Origin of the sequence: Altererythrobacter sp. H2, assembly GCF_035319885.1 — a bacterium.
Taxonomy (GTDB): domain Bacteria; phylum Pseudomonadota; class Alphaproteobacteria; order Sphingomonadales; family Sphingomonadaceae; genus 34-65-8.
In genome coordinates, this window is sequence record NZ_CP141285.1 from 164,930 (window position 1) to 184,474 (window position 19,545).

The 19,545-nt window shown below is 64.6% G+C and carries 22 protein-coding genes and 1 tRNA gene; 10 read left to right on the forward strand and 13 right to left on the reverse strand.

All coding sequences use genetic code 11. The features are described 5' to 3' along the window. Positions 1–5: 5 nt before the first annotated feature. Entirely contained in the window at positions 6–395 is a 390-nt protein-coding gene (locus U4960_RS00770; protein WP_324261711.1) for a GtrA family protein, read from the reverse strand. Positions 396–577: 182 nt separating this feature from the next. Here U4960_RS00770 and U4960_RS00775 point away from each other — a divergent pair, with 182 nt between their 5' ends. Continuing rightward, positions 578–1,759, forward strand: coding sequence for a glycosyltransferase family 87 protein (locus U4960_RS00775; protein WP_324261712.1), 1,182 nt, complete (start codon positions 578–580; stop codon positions 1,757–1,759). On the opposite strand, the gene U4960_RS00780 is transcribed toward U4960_RS00775, so the two are convergent. From U4960_RS00780 to U4960_RS00805, 6 genes are all read right to left on the reverse strand, one after another. Continuing rightward, positions 1,725–3,320: an NAD(P)/FAD-dependent oxidoreductase gene (locus U4960_RS00780; protein ID WP_324261713.1), complete on the reverse strand. Its 1,596-nt coding sequence runs from the start codon at positions 3,318–3,320 to the stop codon at positions 1,725–1,727. The genes U4960_RS00775 and U4960_RS00780 overlap by 35 nt on opposite strands. Positions 3,321–3,380: 60 nt before the next feature. Further along, entirely contained in the window at positions 3,381–4,007 is a 627-nt protein-coding gene (locus U4960_RS00785; RefSeq protein ID WP_324261714.1) for a PilZ domain-containing protein, read from the reverse strand. Between the two features lie 157 nt (positions 4,008–4,164). Further along, positions 4,165–4,485: a PilZ domain-containing protein gene (locus U4960_RS00790; protein WP_324261715.1), complete on the reverse strand. Its 321-nt coding sequence runs from the start codon at positions 4,483–4,485 to the stop codon at positions 4,165–4,167. Between the two features lie 300 nt (positions 4,486–4,785). Beyond that, positions 4,786–4,870 (reverse strand) — tRNA-Leu (locus tag U4960_RS00795). 58 nt (positions 4,871–4,928) lie between these two features. Further along, positions 4,929–5,210, reverse strand: a complete 282-nt coding sequence (locus U4960_RS00800) for an integration host factor subunit beta (RefSeq protein ID WP_324261716.1) — start codon at positions 5,208–5,210, stop codon at positions 4,929–4,931. A 161-nt stretch (positions 5,211–5,371) separates the two neighbouring features. After that, complete coding sequence (locus U4960_RS00805; RefSeq protein WP_324261717.1) at positions 5,372–5,713, reverse strand: GntR family transcriptional regulator; 342 nt, start codon at positions 5,711–5,713, stop codon at positions 5,372–5,374. A gap of 329 nt (positions 5,714–6,042) precedes the next feature. Between U4960_RS00805 and U4960_RS00810 the strand changes: the two genes are divergently transcribed. From U4960_RS00810 to U4960_RS00830, 5 genes are all read left to right on the forward strand, one after another. Further along, complete coding sequence (locus U4960_RS00810) at positions 6,043–7,551, forward strand: peptide MFS transporter (protein ID WP_416379129.1); 1,509 nt, start codon at positions 6,043–6,045, stop codon at positions 7,549–7,551. Between the two features lie 28 nt (positions 7,552–7,579). Further along, on the forward strand, positions 7,580–8,953 hold the full coding sequence (locus tag U4960_RS00815) for an amidohydrolase (RefSeq protein WP_324261718.1): 1,374 nt from the start codon (positions 7,580–7,582) through the stop codon (positions 8,951–8,953). Further along, the gene (locus U4960_RS00820) at positions 8,950–10,251 is read left to right on the forward strand and encodes an amidohydrolase family protein (RefSeq protein WP_324261719.1); all 1,302 of its coding nucleotides are present in this window, start codon (positions 8,950–8,952) and stop codon (positions 10,249–10,251) included. The genes U4960_RS00815 and U4960_RS00820 overlap by 4 nt, the downstream gene beginning before the upstream one ends. 87 nt (positions 10,252–10,338) lie before the next feature. After that, on the forward strand, positions 10,339–11,025 hold the full coding sequence (locus U4960_RS00825) for an NnrU family protein (RefSeq protein WP_324261720.1): 687 nt from the start codon (positions 10,339–10,341) through the stop codon (positions 11,023–11,025). A 15-nt stretch (positions 11,026–11,040) separates the two neighbouring features. After that, on the forward strand, positions 11,041–11,793 hold the full coding sequence (locus U4960_RS00830) for a metallophosphoesterase family protein (RefSeq protein ID WP_324261721.1): 753 nt from the start codon (positions 11,041–11,043) through the stop codon (positions 11,791–11,793). Positions 11,794–11,863: 70 nt separating this feature from the next. Here U4960_RS00830 and rpsI read toward each other — a convergent pair whose 3' ends face one another. The 5 genes from rpsI to U4960_RS00855 all read right to left on the reverse strand — a co-directional run bounded on the left by rpsI (position 11,864) and on the right by U4960_RS00855 (position 15,107). After that, positions 11,864–12,379 (reverse strand): 30S ribosomal protein S9, encoded by a 516-nt coding sequence (gene rpsI / locus U4960_RS00835; protein ID WP_324261722.1) that lies wholly within the window; start codon positions 12,377–12,379, stop codon positions 11,864–11,866. Continuing rightward, positions 12,379–12,858, reverse strand: coding sequence for a 50S ribosomal protein L13 (rplM, locus tag U4960_RS00840; protein WP_324261723.1), 480 nt, complete (start codon positions 12,856–12,858; stop codon positions 12,379–12,381). Before rplM ends, rpsI begins: the two co-directional genes overlap by 1 nt. 133 nt (positions 12,859–12,991) lie before the next feature. Then, positions 12,992–13,723, reverse strand: a complete 732-nt coding sequence (locus tag U4960_RS00845) for a hypothetical protein (protein WP_324261724.1) — start codon at positions 13,721–13,723, stop codon at positions 12,992–12,994. Then, positions 13,720–14,046, reverse strand: a complete 327-nt coding sequence (gene cutA, locus U4960_RS00850; RefSeq protein WP_324261725.1) for a divalent-cation tolerance protein CutA — start codon at positions 14,044–14,046, stop codon at positions 13,720–13,722. The genes U4960_RS00845 and cutA overlap by 4 nt, the downstream gene beginning before the upstream one ends. Then, positions 14,043–15,107 (reverse strand): COX15/CtaA family protein, encoded by a 1,065-nt coding sequence (locus tag U4960_RS00855; protein WP_416379085.1) that lies wholly within the window; start codon positions 15,105–15,107, stop codon positions 14,043–14,045. Before U4960_RS00855 ends, cutA begins: the two co-directional genes overlap by 4 nt. Positions 15,108–15,203: 96 nt before the next feature. Between U4960_RS00855 and U4960_RS00860 the strand changes: the two genes are divergently transcribed. The 4 genes from U4960_RS00860 (at position 15,204) to U4960_RS00875 (ending at position 17,596) form a co-directional block, all read left to right on the forward strand. After that, on the forward strand, positions 15,204–15,575 hold the full coding sequence (locus tag U4960_RS00860) for a MerC domain-containing protein (RefSeq protein WP_324261726.1): 372 nt from the start codon (positions 15,204–15,206) through the stop codon (positions 15,573–15,575). 70 nt (positions 15,576–15,645) lie between these two features. Beyond that, entirely contained in the window at positions 15,646–16,635 is a 990-nt protein-coding gene (gene thiS / locus U4960_RS00865; RefSeq protein WP_324261727.1) for a sulfur carrier protein ThiS, read from the forward strand. A 115-nt stretch (positions 16,636–16,750) separates the two neighbouring features. Further along, complete coding sequence (locus tag U4960_RS00870; RefSeq protein WP_324261728.1) at positions 16,751–16,933, forward strand: CsbD family protein; 183 nt, start codon at positions 16,751–16,753, stop codon at positions 16,931–16,933. Positions 16,934–17,068: 135 nt separating this feature from the next. After that, the gene (locus U4960_RS00875) at positions 17,069–17,596 is read left to right on the forward strand and encodes a hypothetical protein (RefSeq protein WP_324261729.1); all 528 of its coding nucleotides are present in this window, start codon (positions 17,069–17,071) and stop codon (positions 17,594–17,596) included. A gap of 43 nt (positions 17,597–17,639) precedes the next feature. Here U4960_RS00875 and U4960_RS00880 read toward each other — a convergent pair whose 3' ends face one another. Then, on the reverse strand, positions 17,640–19,445 hold the full coding sequence (locus tag U4960_RS00880) for an AMP-dependent synthetase/ligase (protein ID WP_324261730.1): 1,806 nt from the start codon (positions 19,443–19,445) through the stop codon (positions 17,640–17,642). Positions 19,446–19,545 lie beyond the last annotated feature (100 nt).

Genomic DNA, 19,545 nt, shown 5'->3' on the forward strand with positions numbered 1-19,545 from the left:
AACTGTTACCCGGTTGCCCGGAACACGATCCGGCTGCGCAACAGCCAGGTGGCCGCAAAGCTGACTGCGATGGCCAAGATCTTGGCAAGGCGCGGATCGAACCCCGCCAGTTCGCCTGCACCGACGATAGCGGTGGTCAGTGCCAGCCCGACCAGGGCCGAACCGACAAACAGCGCTTTCTGCCGGGTCCGGTCCGGGCCGCGCTCAGCCACCCGCCCCACAAACACCGCGCGGCTGGAGATCAGCCAGTGCGTCACGATACCCAGTGAATAGCCCAGTGCGGAGGCCGGGGCGGCAGCAAGGCCGGCCGCGAGCAGGAGCAGGAACAGTCCGATGTCGACCGCCAGTGCGGCGACACTTGCCAGGCCATAGCGCAGCAGGCGCAAATCCGTCATGCGGGTAAGAAGCTGGTGCACTCGGGTCCCCCTGCAACGCCGTTACCGGTTCATTGCCGTTTCCGGTTAACAAAGCGTCAACAGGCGGTTACGCGAGCGGTTGGAATGCCCATTCCGGCAGATTTCGGGCGGATTTGGGGCGAGCGGGCTGCGGGCAAGCGGGCAATGCGTGGACAGCGGGGGTGATTGACAGGGTGGACGACAGGACAATCGGCAGGATCTACTGGGCCATGCTGGCACTAGGCACCTGCGCCATGTTCGCCTATCTGACCAGCGTCGGCCGCTGGCCCTTTTCGCCCGACGGCGATGTCGTCATCACCGACTTCGCGACCGTCTGGGCGGCCGGCGTTCGCGCCCTCGAAGGCCTGCCCTCGTTAGTCTACGACCATCCTGTGCACGAAGCCTATTATGCCCGCCTGATCGGTGAACCGGCGGCGAGCGGGCTGACCTTCGGCTATCCGCCCACAGCCCTGCTGCTGTTCGCTCGGCTTGGCCTGCTGCCTTATGGCACAGCCCTGCTGCTTTACCTTCTGCTCGGCATGACGGCATGGTTCATCGTGCTGCGGCACATCACGCGCGACTGGCTGACCGCGCTTGCCATGGCGCTGGCCTGGGGGGGTGCGAGCCAGACGATCCTGCTCGGCCAGAACGGTTTTCTGACCGCGAGCCTGATCGGCGGCGGCTTGCTGCTGCTGCCGCGCCGCCCGGTGCTGGCGGGCATCCTGTTCGGGGTGCTCGCCATCAAGCCCCATCTCGGGCTGGCACTGGCACTGTTCCTGCTGGTGCGGCGCGACTGGCGGGCGATCCAGGCGGCGGTTGCCACCCTGCTGGCGATGGTGATGGCGACGATCGTGCTCTGGGGCCCGCGCCTCTGGCTCGATTTCCTCGCAGGCAGCCGGAAAGTGGCCGATATGGTCGCAGAGCGGGTGGACACGATCATCGCGGGCAAGATGCAATCAGCCTTTGCCTTGGCCGTGGAGCAGCTTCCGGTGGCGGCCGCCCTGCTGGTCCACGCAGTTTTCGCGGTAACGGCGCTGGGGCTGATGGTGCTGGTGGTGCACCGCGCTGCGCGGTTCGAGATCCAGGCGGCCGCTGCCATTGCCGCGACCGTGCTGGTGACGCCCTACTCGTTTCTTTACGACTGCACGATGCTGACCGCTGCGGCAGGGTTTCTGCTGGCAGGGCCCGCGAGCCGATCGGAACGGAATGCTGTACTGCTGGCTATGGCCCTGCCGGGAATGTGGTTCTTCACGGCGGAACCCTTTGTGCCGCTGACCGGCCTGCTGCTGCTCGTCCTGTGCCTGCGACAGGCCCCGAAGGAAGCCGGGTCTAGGCCGCCTCGCGTCCGGGACCGGCTGGCCTGATCCGCTCGGGCACATCACGCACCGACGCGAGCGCTGCCGCCTGGTCAGGGGTGACTGCCTCGCGGGCGGGCAGCGCCGCTTCGGCACCTTCATGGCCTGCTTCGTGGTACTCGGCGTCCTCGTTGACACACCAGGTGTCATAAACACGCCGTCCGGCGAGGATGTTCTCTACCGTCAGCATGGCGGTCATCATCGCATGGTCCTGATTGTTGTAGCGGTGCATCCCGTTGCGCCCGACGAGGTGCAGGGTCGGATGCTTCTCTTCCAGCTCATGGCGCATCGCCGAAACATTGGCGGCGTAGCTTTCATCATAGACCGGGTAGGCCTTTTCCTGCCGCACAACGGCACCGCCGCGCACGCGCGCCGGATCGACCAGACCCAGAATTGCCATTTCTCGTTTGGCCAGTTCGATCAGGTCAGCATCGGCCATCGACCACAGGCCATCTCCCTCGAAGCAGAAATACTCCAGACCAACGCAGGCCATGGCTTCGTCCGGCACCATCTCCGGTGACCACGAGCGGAAATTCTGGACCCGGCCGACCTTCACCTTGCTGTCGTGGATATAGATCCAGTTGTCCGGAAACAGGTCTTCGCCTTCGACCATCAGTGCCACGGTCAGAAAATCGCGGTACTTGAGGTTCGAAGCGTTCCATGTCGTATCCGGCAGTGGATGGAGGCGCGCAGCCAGTTCCCGCATCGGGGCGGAGCTGATCGCGTGAGCCGCCCTGATCACGATCTTCCCGTCGGGGCCGTTGGCCGTCATGCGCCAGCCGCCATTGCCATCCGACGCCAGCTGCTCGAGCGCATGGCCCATCAGCACCTGGCCCCTGCCGCTGGCGACAATCCGGTCACGTGCGGCATCCCACATCATCCCGGGGCCAAGCCGCGGGTAGCGGAAGGTTTCGAGCAGCGTCTTGACCGCCTGCCCGTCATTGGGGCGCTTGTTGAGGCCCAGCGAGCGCTTGAGCCCGTCCGTCACCGCGCCCCAGAGCGAGAGGCCCTTGATCCGCTGGGCGGCCCAGTCGGCGCTCATCTCGTTGCAGGGCATGCCCCACACCTTCTCGGTGTAGGTCTTGAAGAAGATCGAATAGAGTTTCTGGCCGAACTGATTGGTGGTCCAGTCCTCGAAGCTCTTGACGGTGCGGACCGGGAACAGCTTGTAGCGCAGGTAGCTCACCATGCAGAGGGTGGAGCGCCACACGCCAAGGTTCCACAGCGCCTCGAAGGCACGCAGCGGATAGCTGTAGAACTTGCCCTCGTAATAGATGCGGCTCATTCGCGGACGCTGGATGAAATCGTCGGGCAGGATCTCGTTCCACAGGTCGACGACCTGCTGCGACTTGGAGAAGAAGCGGTGCCCGCCAATATCGAAGCGGTAGCCTTCATGTTCGACCGTGCGGCTGATCCCGCCGACGTACGTACCGTCCTTCTCGATGATCGCGACGGTCTTGCCAGCTTTGGCCAGGAGGTAACCGGCGGTGAGGCCGGCAGGCCCCGCCCCGATGATCGCCACGTCAACCGTTGTTCCCTCAACTGCTGGCAACCCACCTGCGTTCGTCATAGTCCGATGCCCCTGATTAAACCGGTCATCGGCAAGTGAAGGAAAATGGTAAGCGGAAGGTTAACGGCTCAGCAGCGAAGGACTTTGCAGGCGCGCAGCGATCTGGGCGAAGTCGCCGAGCGAGAAGGTATCCTCGAACACCAGCCCGAACTGGGAATCTCGCCGCCAGCGAACCTTGGCCCGTATCTCGGGCAAATACCCTGATTCCAGCCGCACCATCTGGATCAGGGCAAGCCTCACGTCGCACTCGATCCGTGCTCCCTGCTGGGAAAGATTGCGGATCATGGCTGGATGCTTCTGACCAAGCACCGCGAGGTTGACCGGCAGGTCGATCCCGATCCGCAGCTTGCGCTTGCGATAGCTTCCGATTTCGTTGACCAGCGCGGCCACGTCGATCGGCTCTTCGAACTGAAATCCGGCCTCGTTGTCCCGGTCCCACACCCGGTGCATGGTCACCCGCATGCCGGTTTCGGTTTCCAGCACGGCAGCTTCGCCCATCGGCAGCGGATGGAACATTCGCACACTGACCCCGCTGGCTGAAACGTCACGGATGACGCAGACGAATTCGCCCTCAGGCATCGCCAGCTTTGCCGGCCGGATCAGCAATGTCACACGCGGCGCCGCGCGGAGTTCCTCGGAGCCGGGCCCCGACGCCCTTATGACAGTCTCTAGCACACCACGTTCCATCACTCTGCGATCCGCACCTGACCTGCCAGGCAAGCCGAGGTGTAGTTTGCCTACCCTTGTGCGGCCGCTTGTGTGCGCAAGGGTTTAAGGTTCGCCATGGGGCAGCATCGGCATTTCTGCCTAAACGCCGGTAAACTTCAGGGTAGATGAATTGCGCCTAGTAAGACGATGACAGCCAGTCGAAAACCGAGACATGCAGCGGCCTTTCGAACTCTATCCCGATCGAGCTGGTGTCCTGCCAGCGGACCCGCGCCAGCAATGGTCCGATGCCCTGAAAGCTGATCTGAACAGTCGTCCCGGTCTCGAAACAGGGCGACAGGCCCTGGACCCGTGCCCCGGTCAGGGAGATGTCAGTCACCTTCACCCCAGCGGCGAACCCGTTGCCGACACGCAGAAACCCCGCTGCCACGAAGCGGCGGCGTTCCGTCGAGCGGACCGGCGGCAATTTTGACGGCGGCTCGCCATGATCCTCTTCCAATGTCCGTTCCCTCGAAGCGTTCGTGCGACCCGCTTTCGATCAGCTTTGTCCGTCCATCACGGCCGTCCCGGGTTGCCCGGCGACAAGCTTGTTTCGAGGGCAAGAAATAGGCGAATGGCTGCTGGAAAAGGTTGATGGAAACAGTCAACAGGACGTTAAAATGCTCTCATCCGTGACCTCGCCGACCAGAGAGACGGCCCGGAAAAGCGGGCGTCTGGCGATAAACATGTGTCAAAGCAGAATCTTAACGCACGACCGGACCGGCTTAAGACGTCAGGGCCGCCTTATTCGGTCGCCGGATGGTGCGGGTGGCGGGACTCGAACCCGCACGATCGAGGATCAGGGGATTTTAAGTCCCCGGCGTCTACCATTCCGCCACACCCGCGCACGACCGGCCAAGCCCTATACGGGCAGTGTGGAAAGGCAAGCGGGGGAAATGCCGGTCAGTCGGCGTTGAGGCGGTCGCGGATTTCCTTGCCCGGCTTGAAATAGGGGACGCGCTTGCCGGGCACAGAGACCGGCTCGCCGGTGCGGGGGTTGCGGCCCTGCCGCGGCTCACGTGACCGGATGGAGAAAGCGCCGAAACCGCGCAGTTCCACCCGCCCGCCATCGACCAGCCGGTTGGTGATTTCCTCGAAAAAGATGTCGACCACCTTTTCCACTTCATCCGCGCGCAGGTCGGGGTTTTCCTTGGCCAGCGCCTGAACCAGCTCAGATCGGATCATTCCACTACTCCCGCCGACCGGCTGGTTGGAGGCAGCCTGACCAGCTTGCCCACGCGAACCGCAGTCGTTGTTCCCTGTAAAGCGCCCCGAGACGACTTTGTGCCAAAGTTGTCACGGATTGGCAATCCGCCATTGTGTCGTTTTTATCCCATGGGCTGGGCTCAGCGGCGTTCGAGCAACTCTGCCGGCTCGATCCCGAGCTGCTCCATCCGGGCGCGGATCTCCGGCCATTCGCGCTCGATGAACTGGGTGCGTTCCCGGGCGCGAAGCCGATCCGCGGCCCCCGGTACCACGTACATCCCCACCCCGCGCTGCACCTCGACCAGGCCATCCGACTGGAACTGCTGGTAGGCTTTCGCCACTGTCAGCGGATTGGCCCCCTGCTGCGCAGCATAGGCGCGCACTGACGGCAACATCTGGCCTTCGGCATATTCACCGCCAATGATGGCTGCGGCAATCTGGTCGCGCAGCTTGAGATAGACCGGGCGGCTCTGCTGGGGCATCCGAAGTTCTCCGTTCACTGCGTCAGTGCCATAATACAGCGCGGCGCACAAGGCGCGCTCCGTGGAAAACAGGGCGAGCCGGGCGGTTTCGTGTGAAACTACGCTTCACACGGGCGATTGAGGCGCTAGGGTGCGCGGCTTCAGGCAAACTGATTGCCAATGACAAAGCCTTCGGGGGAAGCAGCCAAGTGACACTGGAACAGATCATCGTCACCGTCGCAGCAGCATTTTTGGTGCTGCTGCTGATCGGTGGCGCAGCCATCGTGACCTCACCCAAGCCGGAATTTGCAGGACATCCCAAGGGGCTGTTCGTGCTGTTCTTCGCCGAAATGTGGGAGCGCTTTTCCTATTACGGGATGCGGGCACTGCTGATCTTCTACCTGACCCAGCACTGGCTCTACAACGACGAGAAAGCCTCGGTCATCTACGGTGCCTACACTGCGCTGGTCTATATCGCGCCGGTCCTCGGCGGCTATCTGGCAGACAAGTACCTGGGCCAGCGCAAGGCGGTGCTGTTCGGGGCGGTGCTGCTGACCTTCGGGCACTTCTTCATGGCGTTCGAAGGCGACGGCTCGCTGGGCCAGGCCAATCCGATGATCGACGTGTTCTGGCTCGCGCTGGCCTTCATCATCGTCGGTTCTGGCTTCCTGAAAGCCAACATCTCCGTGATCGTCGGGCAGCTCTATCCGCGCACCGACATCCGGCGCGACGGTGCCTACACGATCTTCTACATGGGCATCAACGTGGGCGCGGCGGTCGGCACGATCATCGCCGGATACCTCGGCCAGACCTATGGCTGGGCCTACGGATTCGGCGCGGCTGGTTTCGGCATGTTGCTGGGCCTCATCGTGTTCATCGTGTTCAAGCCGCTCCTGCTCGGCAAGGGCGAGAGCAGCGTGCCGGAAAAGCTGGCCAGCCCGTTCATGGGCATCAAGTTCGAATGGTTCCTCTATCTCGTCGGCGTCGGCGCGGTGGCGGTGACCTGGTGGCTGGTGCAGAACCAGGCAATTGTCGGCAGCATCCTGGGCGTGTTCGGCGGATTGCTGGTCGCCTTCGTGATCTGGGAAGCAATCAAGATCGGCGGCCACGACCGGGACCGGATATTCGCCGCGATCTTCCTGATCATCGGCTCGATCCTGTTCTGGGCCCTGTTCGAGCAGGCCGGTTCCAGCCTCAACCTGTTCACTGACCGCTATGTCGACCGGCAGGGGGTTTCGGCCTCGATCTTCCAGTCGATCAACCCGATCTACATCATCTTGCTCGCACCGCTGTTCGCAGGGCTGTGGACCTGGCTTGCCCGCAAGGGTCTGGAACCATCGACTCCGGCGAAGTTCGGCCTGGCGATCATCCAGCTCGGCGCAGGCTTCCTGGTGCTGGTGGCCGGTGCAAACGCGGTGGGCATGGAAGCGATGACGCCGGTGATCTTCGTGTTCCTGATCTACCTTCTGCACACCACCGGCGAGCTGTGCCTCAGTCCGGTCGGCCTCAGCGCGATGAACCGTCTTGCCCCGGCTCACATGGCATCGCTGATCATGGGCACCTGGTTCTTCGCGTCAGCAACCGGCAACTTCGCGGCCGGCCTGATTGCGGCAGCAACCGGCTCGGAAGCCGCGTCGGGCGAAGGCGCTGCCAAGGAAACCGTGCTCGCGGTTTACAGCCAGATCGGCTGGGTGGCAGTCGGCGTGGGGGTTGCGGTCATCGTGATCAGCCCGGTCATCCGCAAGATGATGCACCTCGACACCCTGCGTGATGACGATGTCGGCAATGATCTTGCCGGGCAAAGCGAGGCAGGTCTCGAAGCGCAGCAGGCTGGCGTTCATCCCGCCACCCGCCCGTAAAATCCCGTCAGCCGGAGAAGCACGACCCATGCGCTATCGCACGTTCACCGCCATCGGGGGGGCGCTGGCCCTCTCTGCCTGCACCACTAACGGGACGCCGGACACAGTTGCTTCGGCATCATCGGGCCCGTCCGCCACGAAGGGCGAGGCGCCCTATGCCTCGACCTACAAACCCTATCCCGGCGCGGCGACCGCGCTGGTCGGGGCGACAGTGTTTGATGGCGCCGGACAGCGTATCGACAATGGTACGGTGCTGTTCAGCGAGGGCAAAGTGGTTGCAGTCGGCGGTGCGGACCTCGCCATCCCGGCGGGCTACACCCGGGTCGATGGGACCGGCAAATACGTCACCCCCGGCATCATCGACATTCACAGCCATCTGGGCGACTACCCGACGCCGTCGGTCGAAGCGCATTCGGATGGCAATGAGGCGACCAGCCCGGCCACGCCCGAAGTCTGGGCGGAGCACTCGGTCTGGCCGCAGGACCCGGGCTTCACCCGCGCGCTCGCCAATGGCGGGATCACCTCGCTGCAGATCCTGCCGGGCTCGGCCAACCTGTTTGGCGGGCGCACCGTCACGCTCAAGAACGTGGCCTCGCGCACCGTGCAGGGGATGAAGTTCCCCGGCGCGCCCAACGGCCTGAAGATGGCCTGCGGCGAAAACCCCAAGCGGGTCTATGGCGGGAAGGGCCGCGCCCCCTCCACCCGGATGGGCAACTTCGCGGTCAACCGCCAAACCTGGTTCGACGCCAAGGCCTATGACGGCAAGAAGCGCGATCTCGCCAAGGAAACCCTGAAGGGCGTGCTCGACGGGGAAATCCTGGTCCACAACCACTGCTACCGGGCCGACGAAATGGCGCTGGTGCTCGATATGGCCAAAGAGATGGGCTACAAGGTCACCGCCTTCCATCACGCCGTCGAGAGTTACAAGATCGGCGATCTGCTGCGCGAAAGCGACGTCTGCTCGGCCATCTGGGCTGACTGGTACGGCTTCAAGATGGAAAGCTACGACGGCATTCCGGAAAACGGTGCGCTGCTCTATCAGGCCGGCGCCTGCGTGGTGATCCACTCGGATGACGAGAACGGCATCCAGCGGCTCAACCAGGAAGCGGCCAAGGCACAGGCCGCGGGCAAGCGCGCAGGGATCGCCATTGCCGATGCCGAAGTGATCCGCTGGATCACGCTCAATGCAGCCAAAGCGATGGGGATCGACGACCAGACGGGCAGCCTCGCACCTGGCAAGATGGCCGACGTAGTGCTGTGGAACGCCAATCCGCTGTCGGTCTATGCGCGGCCGGAAAAAGTCTGGGTGGACGGTGCCCTGCTGTTCGACGCGAACGATCCCAAACGGCGACCGGTGAGCGACTTCGAACTCGGCCAGCCCGGCGAAGGAGACGTGAAATGATCCGGACCACGCTTCTCGCCACTGCGGCAGCTTTTGCTTTTGGCGCTCTCGCTGCCCCGGCCACCGCGCAGGATATCGCCATCACCAATGCTACGGTTGCAACCGGTGACGGCAGCGCGCCGATGGAAGGCGCAACGGTCGTCATCCGCGGCGGCAAGGTTGTTGCCGCGGGGCGCGGCGTTGCCGTGCCGGCCGGAACGCGCACGATCGACGGTGCTGGCAAATGGGTCACCCCCGGAATCTTCATGCCGGTCACCGACCTGGGCCTGGCCGATGTCGAAGGGGTGGGTGACAGCAACGATACCCGCGCAGCCCGGTCGCGTTTCAGTGCCGCGCTCGATGCCTCAACCGCCGTCAACTATGCCTCGCAGCACATCGCCGTCAGCCGGGCCGGCGGAGTAACCCGGGCCTCGATCGTGACCGCCCCCGGCGGCGCGATTTTTGCCGGTCAGGGCGCGGTGATCGACACCGGTGCCGACCGCAACGCGGTGGTCGCGTCACGGGCATTCCAGATGGTGACGCTGGGCGAAGCCGCCGCTCGGATCGCCGGAGGCAGCCGCGTGGCCGCCTATGCCGAACTGGCCAACGCCCTGCGCGAAGCAGGCGAGTTTGCGGCGGGGCGCTGGCAGGGCGACGGCAATCTGCTGACCCGCGCCGACGCCGAAGCCCTCGCCCCGGTGGTTACGGGCGCGCAGCCGCTCTATGTCCATGTCGAGCGCGCGGCTGACATTCGTGCGGTGCTCAGCTTGCCCCGGCGATATCCAAAGCTGAAGCTGGTTCTTCTGGGCGTGTCCGAAGGCTGGATCGTGGCGGACGACATCGCCGCGGCCGGTGTGCCGGTGATCGCCGATCCGCTGGACAACCTGCCGGCCAGCTTCGAACAGCTCGGCGCGACTCACAGCAATGTCGGGCGCATGGTCCAGGCCGGGGTCAAGGTGGCACTTGGCGGCCTGTCAGGCGGAATTACCGGGCCGCGTATTGCCCCGCAGTTTGCCGGCAACCTCGTGGCGCTGTCGCAGGTACCGGGAGCCACAGGGCTGACCTGGGGGCAGGCCTTTGCCAGCATATCCTCGATCCCGGCCGAGATTTCCGGCTTTGGCGGCCGGTTCGGTGTCCTCAGTGCAGGGGCCGCCGGCGATCTGGTAGTCTGGGATGGCGACCCGCTGGAAGTCTCCTCCGCGCCGGTTCAGGTTTTCATCGACGGGATCGAGCAACCCCTCGACAGCCATCAGACCCGGCTGCGGGATCGGTACCGCGATCTCGACGAGGGAACCCTGCCGAAGGCCTACGACTGGTAGCTCCCCACCTGCGCGGCCGGCTTGACTGGCCGGTTGCAACCTCCCGGCGCCCGGCGCATTATTGCGCCGGATTGGGAGAGCAGGGTTATGGACGGTAATTTGCTGGCTCTGGTGGCTGCGAGTGTGGCTTTTGTCGGTACGCACTTTGCCATGTCGCACCCGCTGCGGGCCGGGCTGGTGCGGATGCTGGGTGAGAAGGGATTCCAAGGGGTATATTCCCTGGTCAGCATCGGCACCTTCGCGTGGATGTATCTCGCGTTCAAGGACGCTCCGGCAACCACTCCGCTCTGGCCCGGATTCGGCGATGTCAGCTGGGCCATCGGCACGCTGGTGGCCCTTGTTGCCATGGTCCTGTTCGCCGGATCATTGCTCGGGCGCAACCCGGCCCTGCCAATGCCGGGCGCAGAGGCTGCGGCCCGGGCGGAGCCGGCAGGCGTATTCCGCATCACCCGCCATCCGATGATGTGGGGCTTCGCGCTGTGGGCGGTGAGCCACATTGTTGCGGCACCAACGGCGCGCACCTTGGTTGTCGCCACCGCCATTCTCGTGCTGGCACTGGTCGGCAGCCATTTGCAGGATCGCAAGAAGCAGGTGCTGATGGGCGCCGCCTGGAAGGAATGGGAAAGCCGGACGCGCTACTGGCCTCGCTGGAGTGCGCTGGCTTCAGCGGGTTTCCTGCCTTGGGCCGTCGGGCTGGTGCTATGGCTGGCCCTGAGCTGGGCCCACCTGCCTGCCGGAGGCATCCCCGCTGGCCTGTGGCGCTGGATCGGCTGAACCAGAGGATGCCACGTGACTGAAGCGACCAGCCGCATATTCCATGTCAGCGACGTCCATTTCGGCGTCGAGGACGAAGACGCGCTGGACTGGTTCGCCGCTGCAGTGGCTGACGAGCGACCGGACGCAGTCATCTGCACCGGTGACCTGACCCAGCGGGCGACCCATCGCCAGTATGCCATGGCGGGCAAATGGTTTGCCTCCCTGGAGACGCCGATCATGCTCCAGCCGGGCAACCACGACATGCCCTATTACAATCTGTGGGAACGCTTCCGGGCCCCCTATGCGCGTTATGGCACTCTGGAAGCTGCAGTCGGCAGCGAGTTGTCGCTCGCCCATGCCCTCGTCGTGCCGTTCGACACCAATGTCCGTGCGCAGATGCGCTGGCCCTGGTCCGACGGAGTGGTCCGGCGGCGCAAGCTTGAAGCGGCGCTCGCGCGGCTTGAGGCATTGCGCAATGATCCGCGCCCCAAGCTGGTGGCCTGCCACCACCCTTTGCTCCCGGCTGAAGACGGCCTCCGCAACCCGACGGTAAGGGGTGACATGGCCTTTGCGGCCCTTGCCGAGGCCGGGGCGAGCGTTGTGCTCTCCGGCCACGTCCATCGTCCGTTCGATCTGGTCCGGGCGCGGGGCAACCGGCCCCTGCGGATGATCGGGGCGGGCACCCTCTCGACGCGGCTGCGCGGAGCAGCACCTTCCTACAACCTCGTAACAGTAAGCGCGCTCGGTACCATCGATGTCCAGCGGCGCGATTTCGTGCGCGCCTGACATGGTTCTGGCCTGAAACGCAAAAGGGCGGCCACCGGGGCCGCCCTTTCGTCTGGTAGTTTGCGTTCGATCAGCGCTTCGAGAACTGGAAGCTCCGGCGAGCCTTGGCCCGGCCGTACTTCTTGCGCTCGACCACGCGGCTGTCGCGGGTCAGGAAGCCGGCTGCCTTGACCGTGGTCCGCAGCGCGGGTTCGTACTTCGACAGGGCCTGGGCGATGCCATGCTTGACTGCACCAGCCTGGCCGGAAAGGCCGCCGCCCTTGACGGTGGCCACGACATCGTACTGACCCGTGCGATCGGTGATCCCGAACGGCTGGTTGATAATCAGGCGCAGGGTAGGACGGGCAAAGTACACGTCCTGATCGCGGCCATTGATGGTGATCTTGCCGGTACCGGGCTTGACCCAGACGCGGGCAACCGCATCCTTGCGGCGACCGGTGGCGTAGGCGCGGCCCTGCTTGTCCAGTTCCTGCTCACGCAGCGGCGCGGTGTTGGTGGCGACGACTGCGGCATCGGCTTCCGGGGCGTCGCCCGCGATATCCTTCAGGTCCGCGAGATCGGACACGGTGTTGGTTTCATCAGCCATTACGCGTTAGCCTTGTTCTTGCGGTTCATGGAGGCAACGTCGAGCACTTCGGGCTGCTGCCCGGCATGGGGATGCTCGGTGCCGGCATAGAGGTGCAGCGCCTTCATCTGCGCCCGGCCCAGCGGACCGCGCGGGATCATGCGCTCGACCGCCTTCTCCAGCACGCGCTCGGGAAAGCGACCTTCCAGCACCTTGGCGGGAGTCGTTTCCTTGATGCCGCCGGGGTGGCCGGTGTGCTTGTAATAGATCTTGTTGGTCATCTTGCGGCCGGTGAACTTCACCTTGTCCGCATTGATGACGATCACCTGGTCACCGCAATCGACGTGGGGGGTGAAGCTGGGCTTGTGCTTCCCGCGCAGGATGTTGGCGATGATCGCGGCGACCCGGCCGACGACGAGGCCGTCGGCATCGATCAGGTGCCATTTCTTTTCGACCTCTGCCGGCTTGATCGACCGGGTGGTCTTGCTGAGCGCCTTCATGGCTGGGTGTTCCTTGGTTGGTCCTGGAATCGCAGAACCACGCGCGGTGGCCTGCGAAGGTGGCGCCATTTGTCGCGCAGCCGCCCGTTAGTCAAGCTATTCCGCCCGTTTGCCCGGAGGTAAAATAATACCGTCAGGTTCCGGGCGAGAGGAAGAACGCCTCGACGCCGACACGCCGGTCCCCGCCAAAGCGGGTTTCAACCTGCCGTTCGAACCGCTCAAGCAGGCCAGTCCGGGGATCGCTGAGGGCGACGGTTCTGACCCTTACAACGCCCAAGGTGCCATCGGGCAGATCGACCGTCCGCTCATCGGTGCGGTCCTGCGTTCCGGGTGCGAACAGGGTGGGCGGCCAGGCCGCGAGCGCCGCCTGACCTGCCTGTTGCAGGGTGTCGAGGAACCGGTTTCCCTGCTCTTTTCCAGCCGTATCCCGAGCCCGGTCAACCGTCAGCAGCTGCCGGACCTGGTCCACTGCCTGCGCAACCACCTCATCAGCCTGCCCCGCCGGGGCAAAAGCCATGACTCCCGTCTGGTCGAGCATGATCGGGAACATCCCCTCCTCGATCCGGTCCTGTTCGAGCTGCGCCAGGAAGGCCAGACTGGGTGGCGCGTCGACCGTAACCTCCGCCTGCCGCCCGGCAACCAGAAACCCGCCTTCTTGCGAGGTCAGCTCGATCGTCCAGGCACGCTCGACCATGAGCGTGGCACCGGCACCCAGCTGGCGGCTCACCCGCCGCGCCAGCCGGTAAGTCCCGGCCTGCGGCCGGAACACGGGTGGAGCCCCGGCACTAAGCGGCCTGGTCGCAGGAAGCAGGGCCCACGCCGGCAGCAACGCGAGGCAGCCGAGCAAGGTCTGGCGGCGGTTCATCCGTGAGCTTCCGGTGTAGTCGCTGCGGCCAGCCAGGCCCGTGTCGCCGTTCCTGCTTCCGCGCAGAGCCAGCCGACCACCGCCGGAGCGTCATAGGGATGGAGCGTCTCGATCCGGGCAACCGCCTCAGCCAGCCGGCTCGCATCGGTCTTGAACAGGGCGCCGCATTCGGCCGCCTGCCCCCGCTCACCCTGCCAGATGAACAGCGAAGTCATTCCGTCAAGCAGGTTGGCGCAGGCAATCAGGCCTTCGTCCAGCAACTGGCCGGCAACTGCGGCAGCCGAGGCCTGGTCTGGGAAGGGGCACCAGACCAGCGCTGTCACGCGCGCCGCCCGACCACGTGCATCCCCCAGGCCGTCGCTGCCACCAGCAAGGCCCCCACGCCCTGGTGGGCGGTCGCTAACCACAGCTCCACTCCGGTCCAGACGGTTGCGATGCCGAGGATGATCTGCACGCCAAACGCCGAATGGATGGCCACAGATGCCCGCCGGTCAGTCGCACGGGTCTTGCGTGCGAGCACCACCAGCGCCACCACCGCCACCCAGGCCCACCAGCGGTGGAGAAAATGGAGCAGGAAGGGATCGTGCGTCAGCGCCCACCAGGCCCCGCGCGACAGATCGTACTCTGGCACGAAGCGGTCCTGCATCAGCGGCCAGGTATCGGACACGAGCCCCGCATTCAGCCCTGCTACCCATGCCCCGAGCAGGAGCTGGATGAACAGCACCAGCGCCACCACGAAGGAAAGACCAGTCAGCCGTGCCGGTCGCGCCGCAGGATCGCGCGCCAACTGGCGAAGGTCCAGCGCCGTCCAGACGAGGCCTCCAAGGGTGAAGAGTGCCGTGAGCAGGTGGATCGAAAGCCAGAAATGACTCACATCGGTCATCTCTGTGGACAGGCCGGAGCGGACCATGAACCAGCCGAAAACGCCCTGTAGCCCGCCCAGGGCGAGCAGCGCCAGCAACCGGCCTTTGTAGCCGGCCGGAATGGATCCCTTCAGCCAGAACCAGGCCAGCGGCAGGCCGTAAGCCAGGCCGATCACACGCCCGAGCAGGCGGTGGAACCACTCCCAGAAGAAGATGAACTTGAACGCGGCAAGGTCCATGCCCGCCGGACCGGATTCGTTGATGTATTCGCCGGTCTGGCGATAGAGCGCGAATTCCGCTTCCCACTGCGCTTCGGTCAGGGGCGGAATCGTGCCGGTCACCGGCTTCCATTCGGTGATGGAAAGCCCCGATTCGGTCAGTCGGGTAATGCCACCGACGATCACCATGACCAACACCAGCCCGGCAACCGCCATCAGCCAGCGCACCAGGGCCTGCGGTTGCCCCAGGCTGCCTTGCAGCGCCGCGTTGCTGCGGACCAGCGTCATCGATTGCGTTGTCATCGCTGGCCTGTCTGCGGTGCGCCTCGCCCTTGTGCAAGGGTGATTTTCGCAACACGTCTTGCGAAACGATACACTATTACATACATCGCACCCATCGTGACAAAGGCCTATTCCTCGATTCGTGAACGGTTCGACCGGGTAGGTGTCGTTCTTTCGGGCCTGTGCGCAGCCCATTGTCTCGCCAGCATCGCGGTGCTCAGCGCTTTCGGAATCGGCGGGGAGTTCCTGCTTGCCCCTGAAATCCACAAATGGGGGCTTGCCATTGCGCTGGTGGTGGCGGGCGTGGCTATCGGCTGGGGCGCGGTGCAGCATCGCAGGGCCGGTCCGTTCGTCATCGCCATGACCGGGCTTTCCTTCATGGGCGGAGCCCTGGCGCTGCCGCACGGGATTGAGGAATCTGTGCTGACCATGATCGGCGTAGGACTGGTTTCGCTAGGCCACGTCCTCAACCTGCGCTGCTCTGCCTGATTTTTGACAGGCACCCAGCCGCGGGATCGGCCTTGCGCCCCGGCGGATGGACGCTATTTCCCACGCTGACATGACCATATCCATCACCGTCAACGGCGAGCCGCGCCGGACCACCGCCCCGACCATCGCTGCGCTTGCGACCGAGCTGGAACTCGATCCGGCCAAGGTCGCGGTGGAGCGCAACGGCGAGATCGTGCCGCGCTCTACCCTGGCACACACCGCGCTGTCGGAAGGGGACGTGCTGGAGATCGTGCATTTCGTCGGCGGCGGCGATCACCCGGACACTTGGGCCCCGGATACTTGGACCGTCGCCGGGCGCACATTCCGCAGCCGCCTGATCGTCGGCACCGGCAAGTATCGCGACTTCGAGCAGAATGCCGCAGCAGTCGAGGCATCGGGGGCCGAGATCGTCACGGTTGCGGTCCGCCGGGTCAATGTCAGCGATCCCAAGGCGCCCATGCTGACCGACTACATCGACCCTAACAAGATCACCTACCTGCCCAACACCGCCGGGTGCTTCACCGCGGAGGATGCGATCCGCACGCTGCGGCTCGCACGCGAGGCGGGGGGCTGGGATCTGGTGAAGCTGGAAGTGCTGGGCGAGGCACGCACGCTCTATCCCAACATGGTCGAAACGATCCGCGCCTGCGAAGTCCTGGCAAAGGAAGGTTTCCTGCCGATGGTCTACTGCACCGATGATCCCATTGCCGCAAAGCAGCTGGAAGAGGCCGGCGCAGTGGCGGTCATGCCGCTGGGCGCTCCGATCGGATCAGGCCTCGGCATCCAGAACCGGGTGACCATCCGGCTGATTGTCGAAGGTGCCAATGTGCCAGTGCTGGTCGACGCCGGGGTCGGAACGGCGAGCGATGCGGCAGTGGCGATGGAACTCGGCTGTGACGGGGTGCTGATGAACACCGCGATTGCCGAGGCGAAAGATCCGCTCCGTATGGCGCGGGCGATGAAGCTGGCGGTCGAGGCCGGGCGCGATGCCTATCTCGCTGGCCGGATGGCCACCCGCAAATATGCCGATCCTTCCAGCCCCCTGGCCGGCCTGATCTGACCAACGCAGGCGCGGGGCATCCCGCCTCGCCACAGGAACAAACCCGCGTGGGGCCCGTTGGTGTGTCATAAGCTGTTGAGAATCGGCAGCTACGAGACACGAAAGGAACCATATCATGGGTGAACTTACTGATCGCGCCAAAGGCATGACCAACGAAGCCGTCGGCAACACCAAGCAGGCCGCCGGCAAGGCGACCGACAACCACGACCTGCACGCCAAGGGCGTGGCGCAGGAGCGCAAGGGCGAAGCCCAGCAGGTCAAGGGCAAGGTTAAAGGTGCCCTCGGCGACGACGTCTGATCGGATCAGCACGTAAGATTAGTGGGGTCGCGGTTCGCCGTGACCCCCTTTTTATGGGCATGACACGCCCCCCTTTGGTTACCCGATGTTAACCACGCTGCGCGACACTCGGCAGGCAACAGGGAAAATGCCGCCATGTCGACCACCCACACTGCTTCGATGACCATCTCCGAGATGCGCGAGTTCGCCAGCTTCACCTCGGCAGAACAGCGCTACATCCGCCGCAGCCTCGATATCGGGCTGGGGCGCCAGGATGCTTTCAAACTGTGGGCACGCGACGCCGGCGAGAACGCCGCCATTCGCAGCCAGTATGTCGCTTACCAGGAACTGAAAGTCCTGCGCGCCAGCGTGCCCGACCAGACCGGGTTCGAGAGCATCGAACACTTCATTGGCAAACTGACCCGGGTGGCCGCATTCGATCTTGCGCAGGAACGGCTCGACTGCTTCTCAGCTTTCCGCTTCCTTTACGAGCGCCTGCTCGGCGCCGAAGCGCGCCCGTGGCTGCCAAGTGCCTTCTGCGCCGCCGCCGCGCTGCCGCAGATCCGCCCGAGCCGCCGCAAGATGTTACTCCAGTCGCTCAGCGAAGCCGCCGCCACTGCCCCGGGCTGGAGCGAGCGGGCACCAAGTTTCTATCCGGAATTTATCGAGAAAGAGGCGGCCTAGATAGCCGGCAGGCAAGGCGTGGGGCCGAGCTGTCCGGCCAACCTTACCCCCGATACAACCCGTCCAGCCGCTCCGCGTATCGCTCCCTGATCTTGTGACGGCGGATCTTCATCGAGGGGGTCATTTCCTCGTTCTCGATCGTGAAGGCTTCATCGGCGAAGGCGAAGCTGCGGACCTTTTCGATCACTGACAGGTCCTTGTTGACCCGGTCGACCGCCGCGCGGACCGCGCTCTTGAAGGCGGGCAGGCCCTGCAGTTCCTTCAGGTCGAACTTCTCGCCATTGGCCTTGGCCCATTCAAGCGCCCATTCGGCATCGGGCACGATCAGCCCGACGATGTAAGGCCGCCGGTCACCCACCACCATCGCCTGGGCGATCTCGGACTGGAGCGTCAGCATTCCCTCGATCTTCTGCGGAGCGACATTGTCGCCCTTGTCGTTGACGATCATGTCTTTCTTGCGGTCGGTGATCTTGATCCGGCCCTTGGCATCAAGATGGCCGATATCGCCGGTATGGAGCCACCCGTTCTGGAGCGCACGGGCGCTTTCCGCCTCGTTCTGCCAGTAGCCGTGCATGACCAGTTCACCGCGTACGAGGATTTCGCCGTCCTCGGCAATCCTGACCTCGACCCCCTCCATCGGCGGGCCGACAGTGTCCATGGCGATGCCGACGCTTGGGCGGTTGCAGCTGATCACCGGGCCGCTTTCGGTCTGGCCGTAGCCCTGCAGCATGGTCAGGCCCATTGCCTCGAAGAACACACCGACATCAGGGTTAAGCGGCGCGCCGCCGGAAACCATCGCCTTGATCCGACCACCAAACCGGGCACGGATTTTGGGACGGAGCGATTTTTCGAGAATGAAATTCATCGGCTTGTCGATGAGGCGCCCCTTGCCGCCGGCTTCGCGCTCACCGATCCGCAAGGCGCGGTCCATCAGGAAGTTGGCGACCCGGCCCTGTTTCTCGACCTGCTTCATGATCCGCTGGCGCAGCACCTCGAACAGGCGCGGAACCACCACCATGATGGTGGGCCGGGTTTCCTCGATATTGCTGGCGAGCTTCTCCAGCCCTTCCGAGTAGTAGATCTGTGCGCCGACCCCGATCGGAAGATATTGCCCGCCGGTGTGCTCGTAGGCGTGGCTCAAGGGCAGGAACGAGAGGAACCGCTCCTCGTCATCCAGGCCGAAATCGTTGACCAGGATTTCCGCCGCGCCCTTCACGTTGCACAGGATCATGCCGTGGTGCTGCCTGACCCCGCGCGGCGCGCCGCCGGTGCCGCTGGTGTAGATCAGGCAGGCAAGGTCCCGTCGGCCGATCCCGGCCATGCGCGCGTCCACGGACTTTCGCGCGGCTGCGGCATCGCCTTTCACCAGCTCTGCCCAATGGTGGATCTGCAAGTCACCGGCCTGCATCTGCCGTAGTCCATCAATCGCAATCACGTGCGCCGCAGTGCCGGTGCGCATGATCGCCGGGAGCAGGGTGGCGGAGAGCTTCTCGGTCGACACGATCACCGCGCGCGAACCGGAATTGTCGAGAATATGGGCGTGGTCGCGCTCGGTATTGGTGGTGTAGGTCGGCACCGTCACGCAGCCCGCAGCCATGATCGCCAGGTCCGCCAGGCACCATTCCGGGCGGTTCTCGCTCACCAGCATGACCCGGTCGCCCGCGTTCAGTCCGATGGCGCGCAGGCTTTCTGCCAGCAGGCAGACCCGGTCCGCCGCCTCGCGCCAGCTGATCGTCTGCCACGCACCATCGCGCTTGGCCCCGAGGAACGGTCTGTCACCCCCTTCGTCCGCGCGCTGGAGAAACAGCTGGACCAGGTTTGCGGCATTATCGAGATCGGAAAGCTGCACTTTCGAAGGCTCCTGCACCCGTTCTGATGACGGACTTATCCGGTGCGGTTTACGCAGCGGCGCCCGGTATCTCAAGCGGCATCACGTGCGGCCACAGATG

Excerpts from the sequence above, each read along its gene's own strand:
- U4960_RS00770 (WP_324261711.1), bottom strand. The coding sequence starts at position 395 with ATGACGGATTTGCGCCTGCTGCGCTATGGCCTGGCAAGTGTCGCCGCA.
- U4960_RS00780 (WP_324261713.1), bottom strand. The coding sequence starts at position 3,320 with ATGACGAACGCAGGTGGGTTGCCAGCAGTTGAGGGAACAACGGTTGAC.
- U4960_RS00785 (WP_324261714.1), bottom strand. The coding sequence starts at position 4,007 with ATGGAACGTGGTGTGCTAGAGACTGTCATAAGGGCGTCGGGGCCCGGC.
- U4960_RS00800 (WP_324261716.1), bottom strand. The coding sequence starts at position 5,210 with ATGATCCGATCTGAGCTGGTTCAGGCGCTGGCCAAGGAAAACCCCGAC.
- U4960_RS00805 (WP_324261717.1), bottom strand. The coding sequence starts at position 5,713 with ATGCCCCAGCAGAGCCGCCCGGTCTATCTCAAGCTGCGCGACCAGATT.
- U4960_RS00810 (WP_416379129.1), top strand. The coding sequence starts at position 6,043 with ATGTGGGAGCGCTTTTCCTATTACGGGATGCGGGCACTGCTGATCTTC.
- U4960_RS00815 (WP_324261718.1), top strand. The coding sequence starts at position 7,580 with ATGCGCTATCGCACGTTCACCGCCATCGGGGGGGCGCTGGCCCTCTCT.
- U4960_RS00820 (WP_324261719.1), top strand. The coding sequence starts at position 8,950 with ATGATCCGGACCACGCTTCTCGCCACTGCGGCAGCTTTTGCTTTTGGC.
- U4960_RS00825 (WP_324261720.1), top strand. The coding sequence starts at position 10,339 with ATGGACGGTAATTTGCTGGCTCTGGTGGCTGCGAGTGTGGCTTTTGTC.
- rpsI (WP_324261722.1), bottom strand. The coding sequence starts at position 12,379 with ATGGCTGATGAAACCAACACCGTGTCCGATCTCGCGGACCTGAAGGAT.
- rplM (WP_324261723.1), bottom strand. The coding sequence starts at position 12,858 with ATGAAGGCGCTCAGCAAGACCACCCGGTCGATCAAGCCGGCAGAGGTC.
- U4960_RS00845 (WP_324261724.1), bottom strand. The coding sequence starts at position 13,723 with ATGAACCGCCGCCAGACCTTGCTCGGCTGCCTCGCGTTGCTGCCGGCG.
- U4960_RS00855 (WP_416379085.1), bottom strand. The coding sequence starts at position 15,107 with ATGACAACGCAATCGATGACGCTGGTCCGCAGCAACGCGGCGCTGCAA.
- thiS (WP_324261727.1), top strand. The coding sequence starts at position 15,646 with ATGACCATATCCATCACCGTCAACGGCGAGCCGCGCCGGACCACCGCC.
- U4960_RS00870 (WP_324261728.1), top strand. The coding sequence starts at position 16,751 with ATGGGTGAACTTACTGATCGCGCCAAAGGCATGACCAACGAAGCCGTC.
- U4960_RS00875 (WP_324261729.1), top strand. The coding sequence starts at position 17,069 with ATGTCGACCACCCACACTGCTTCGATGACCATCTCCGAGATGCGCGAG.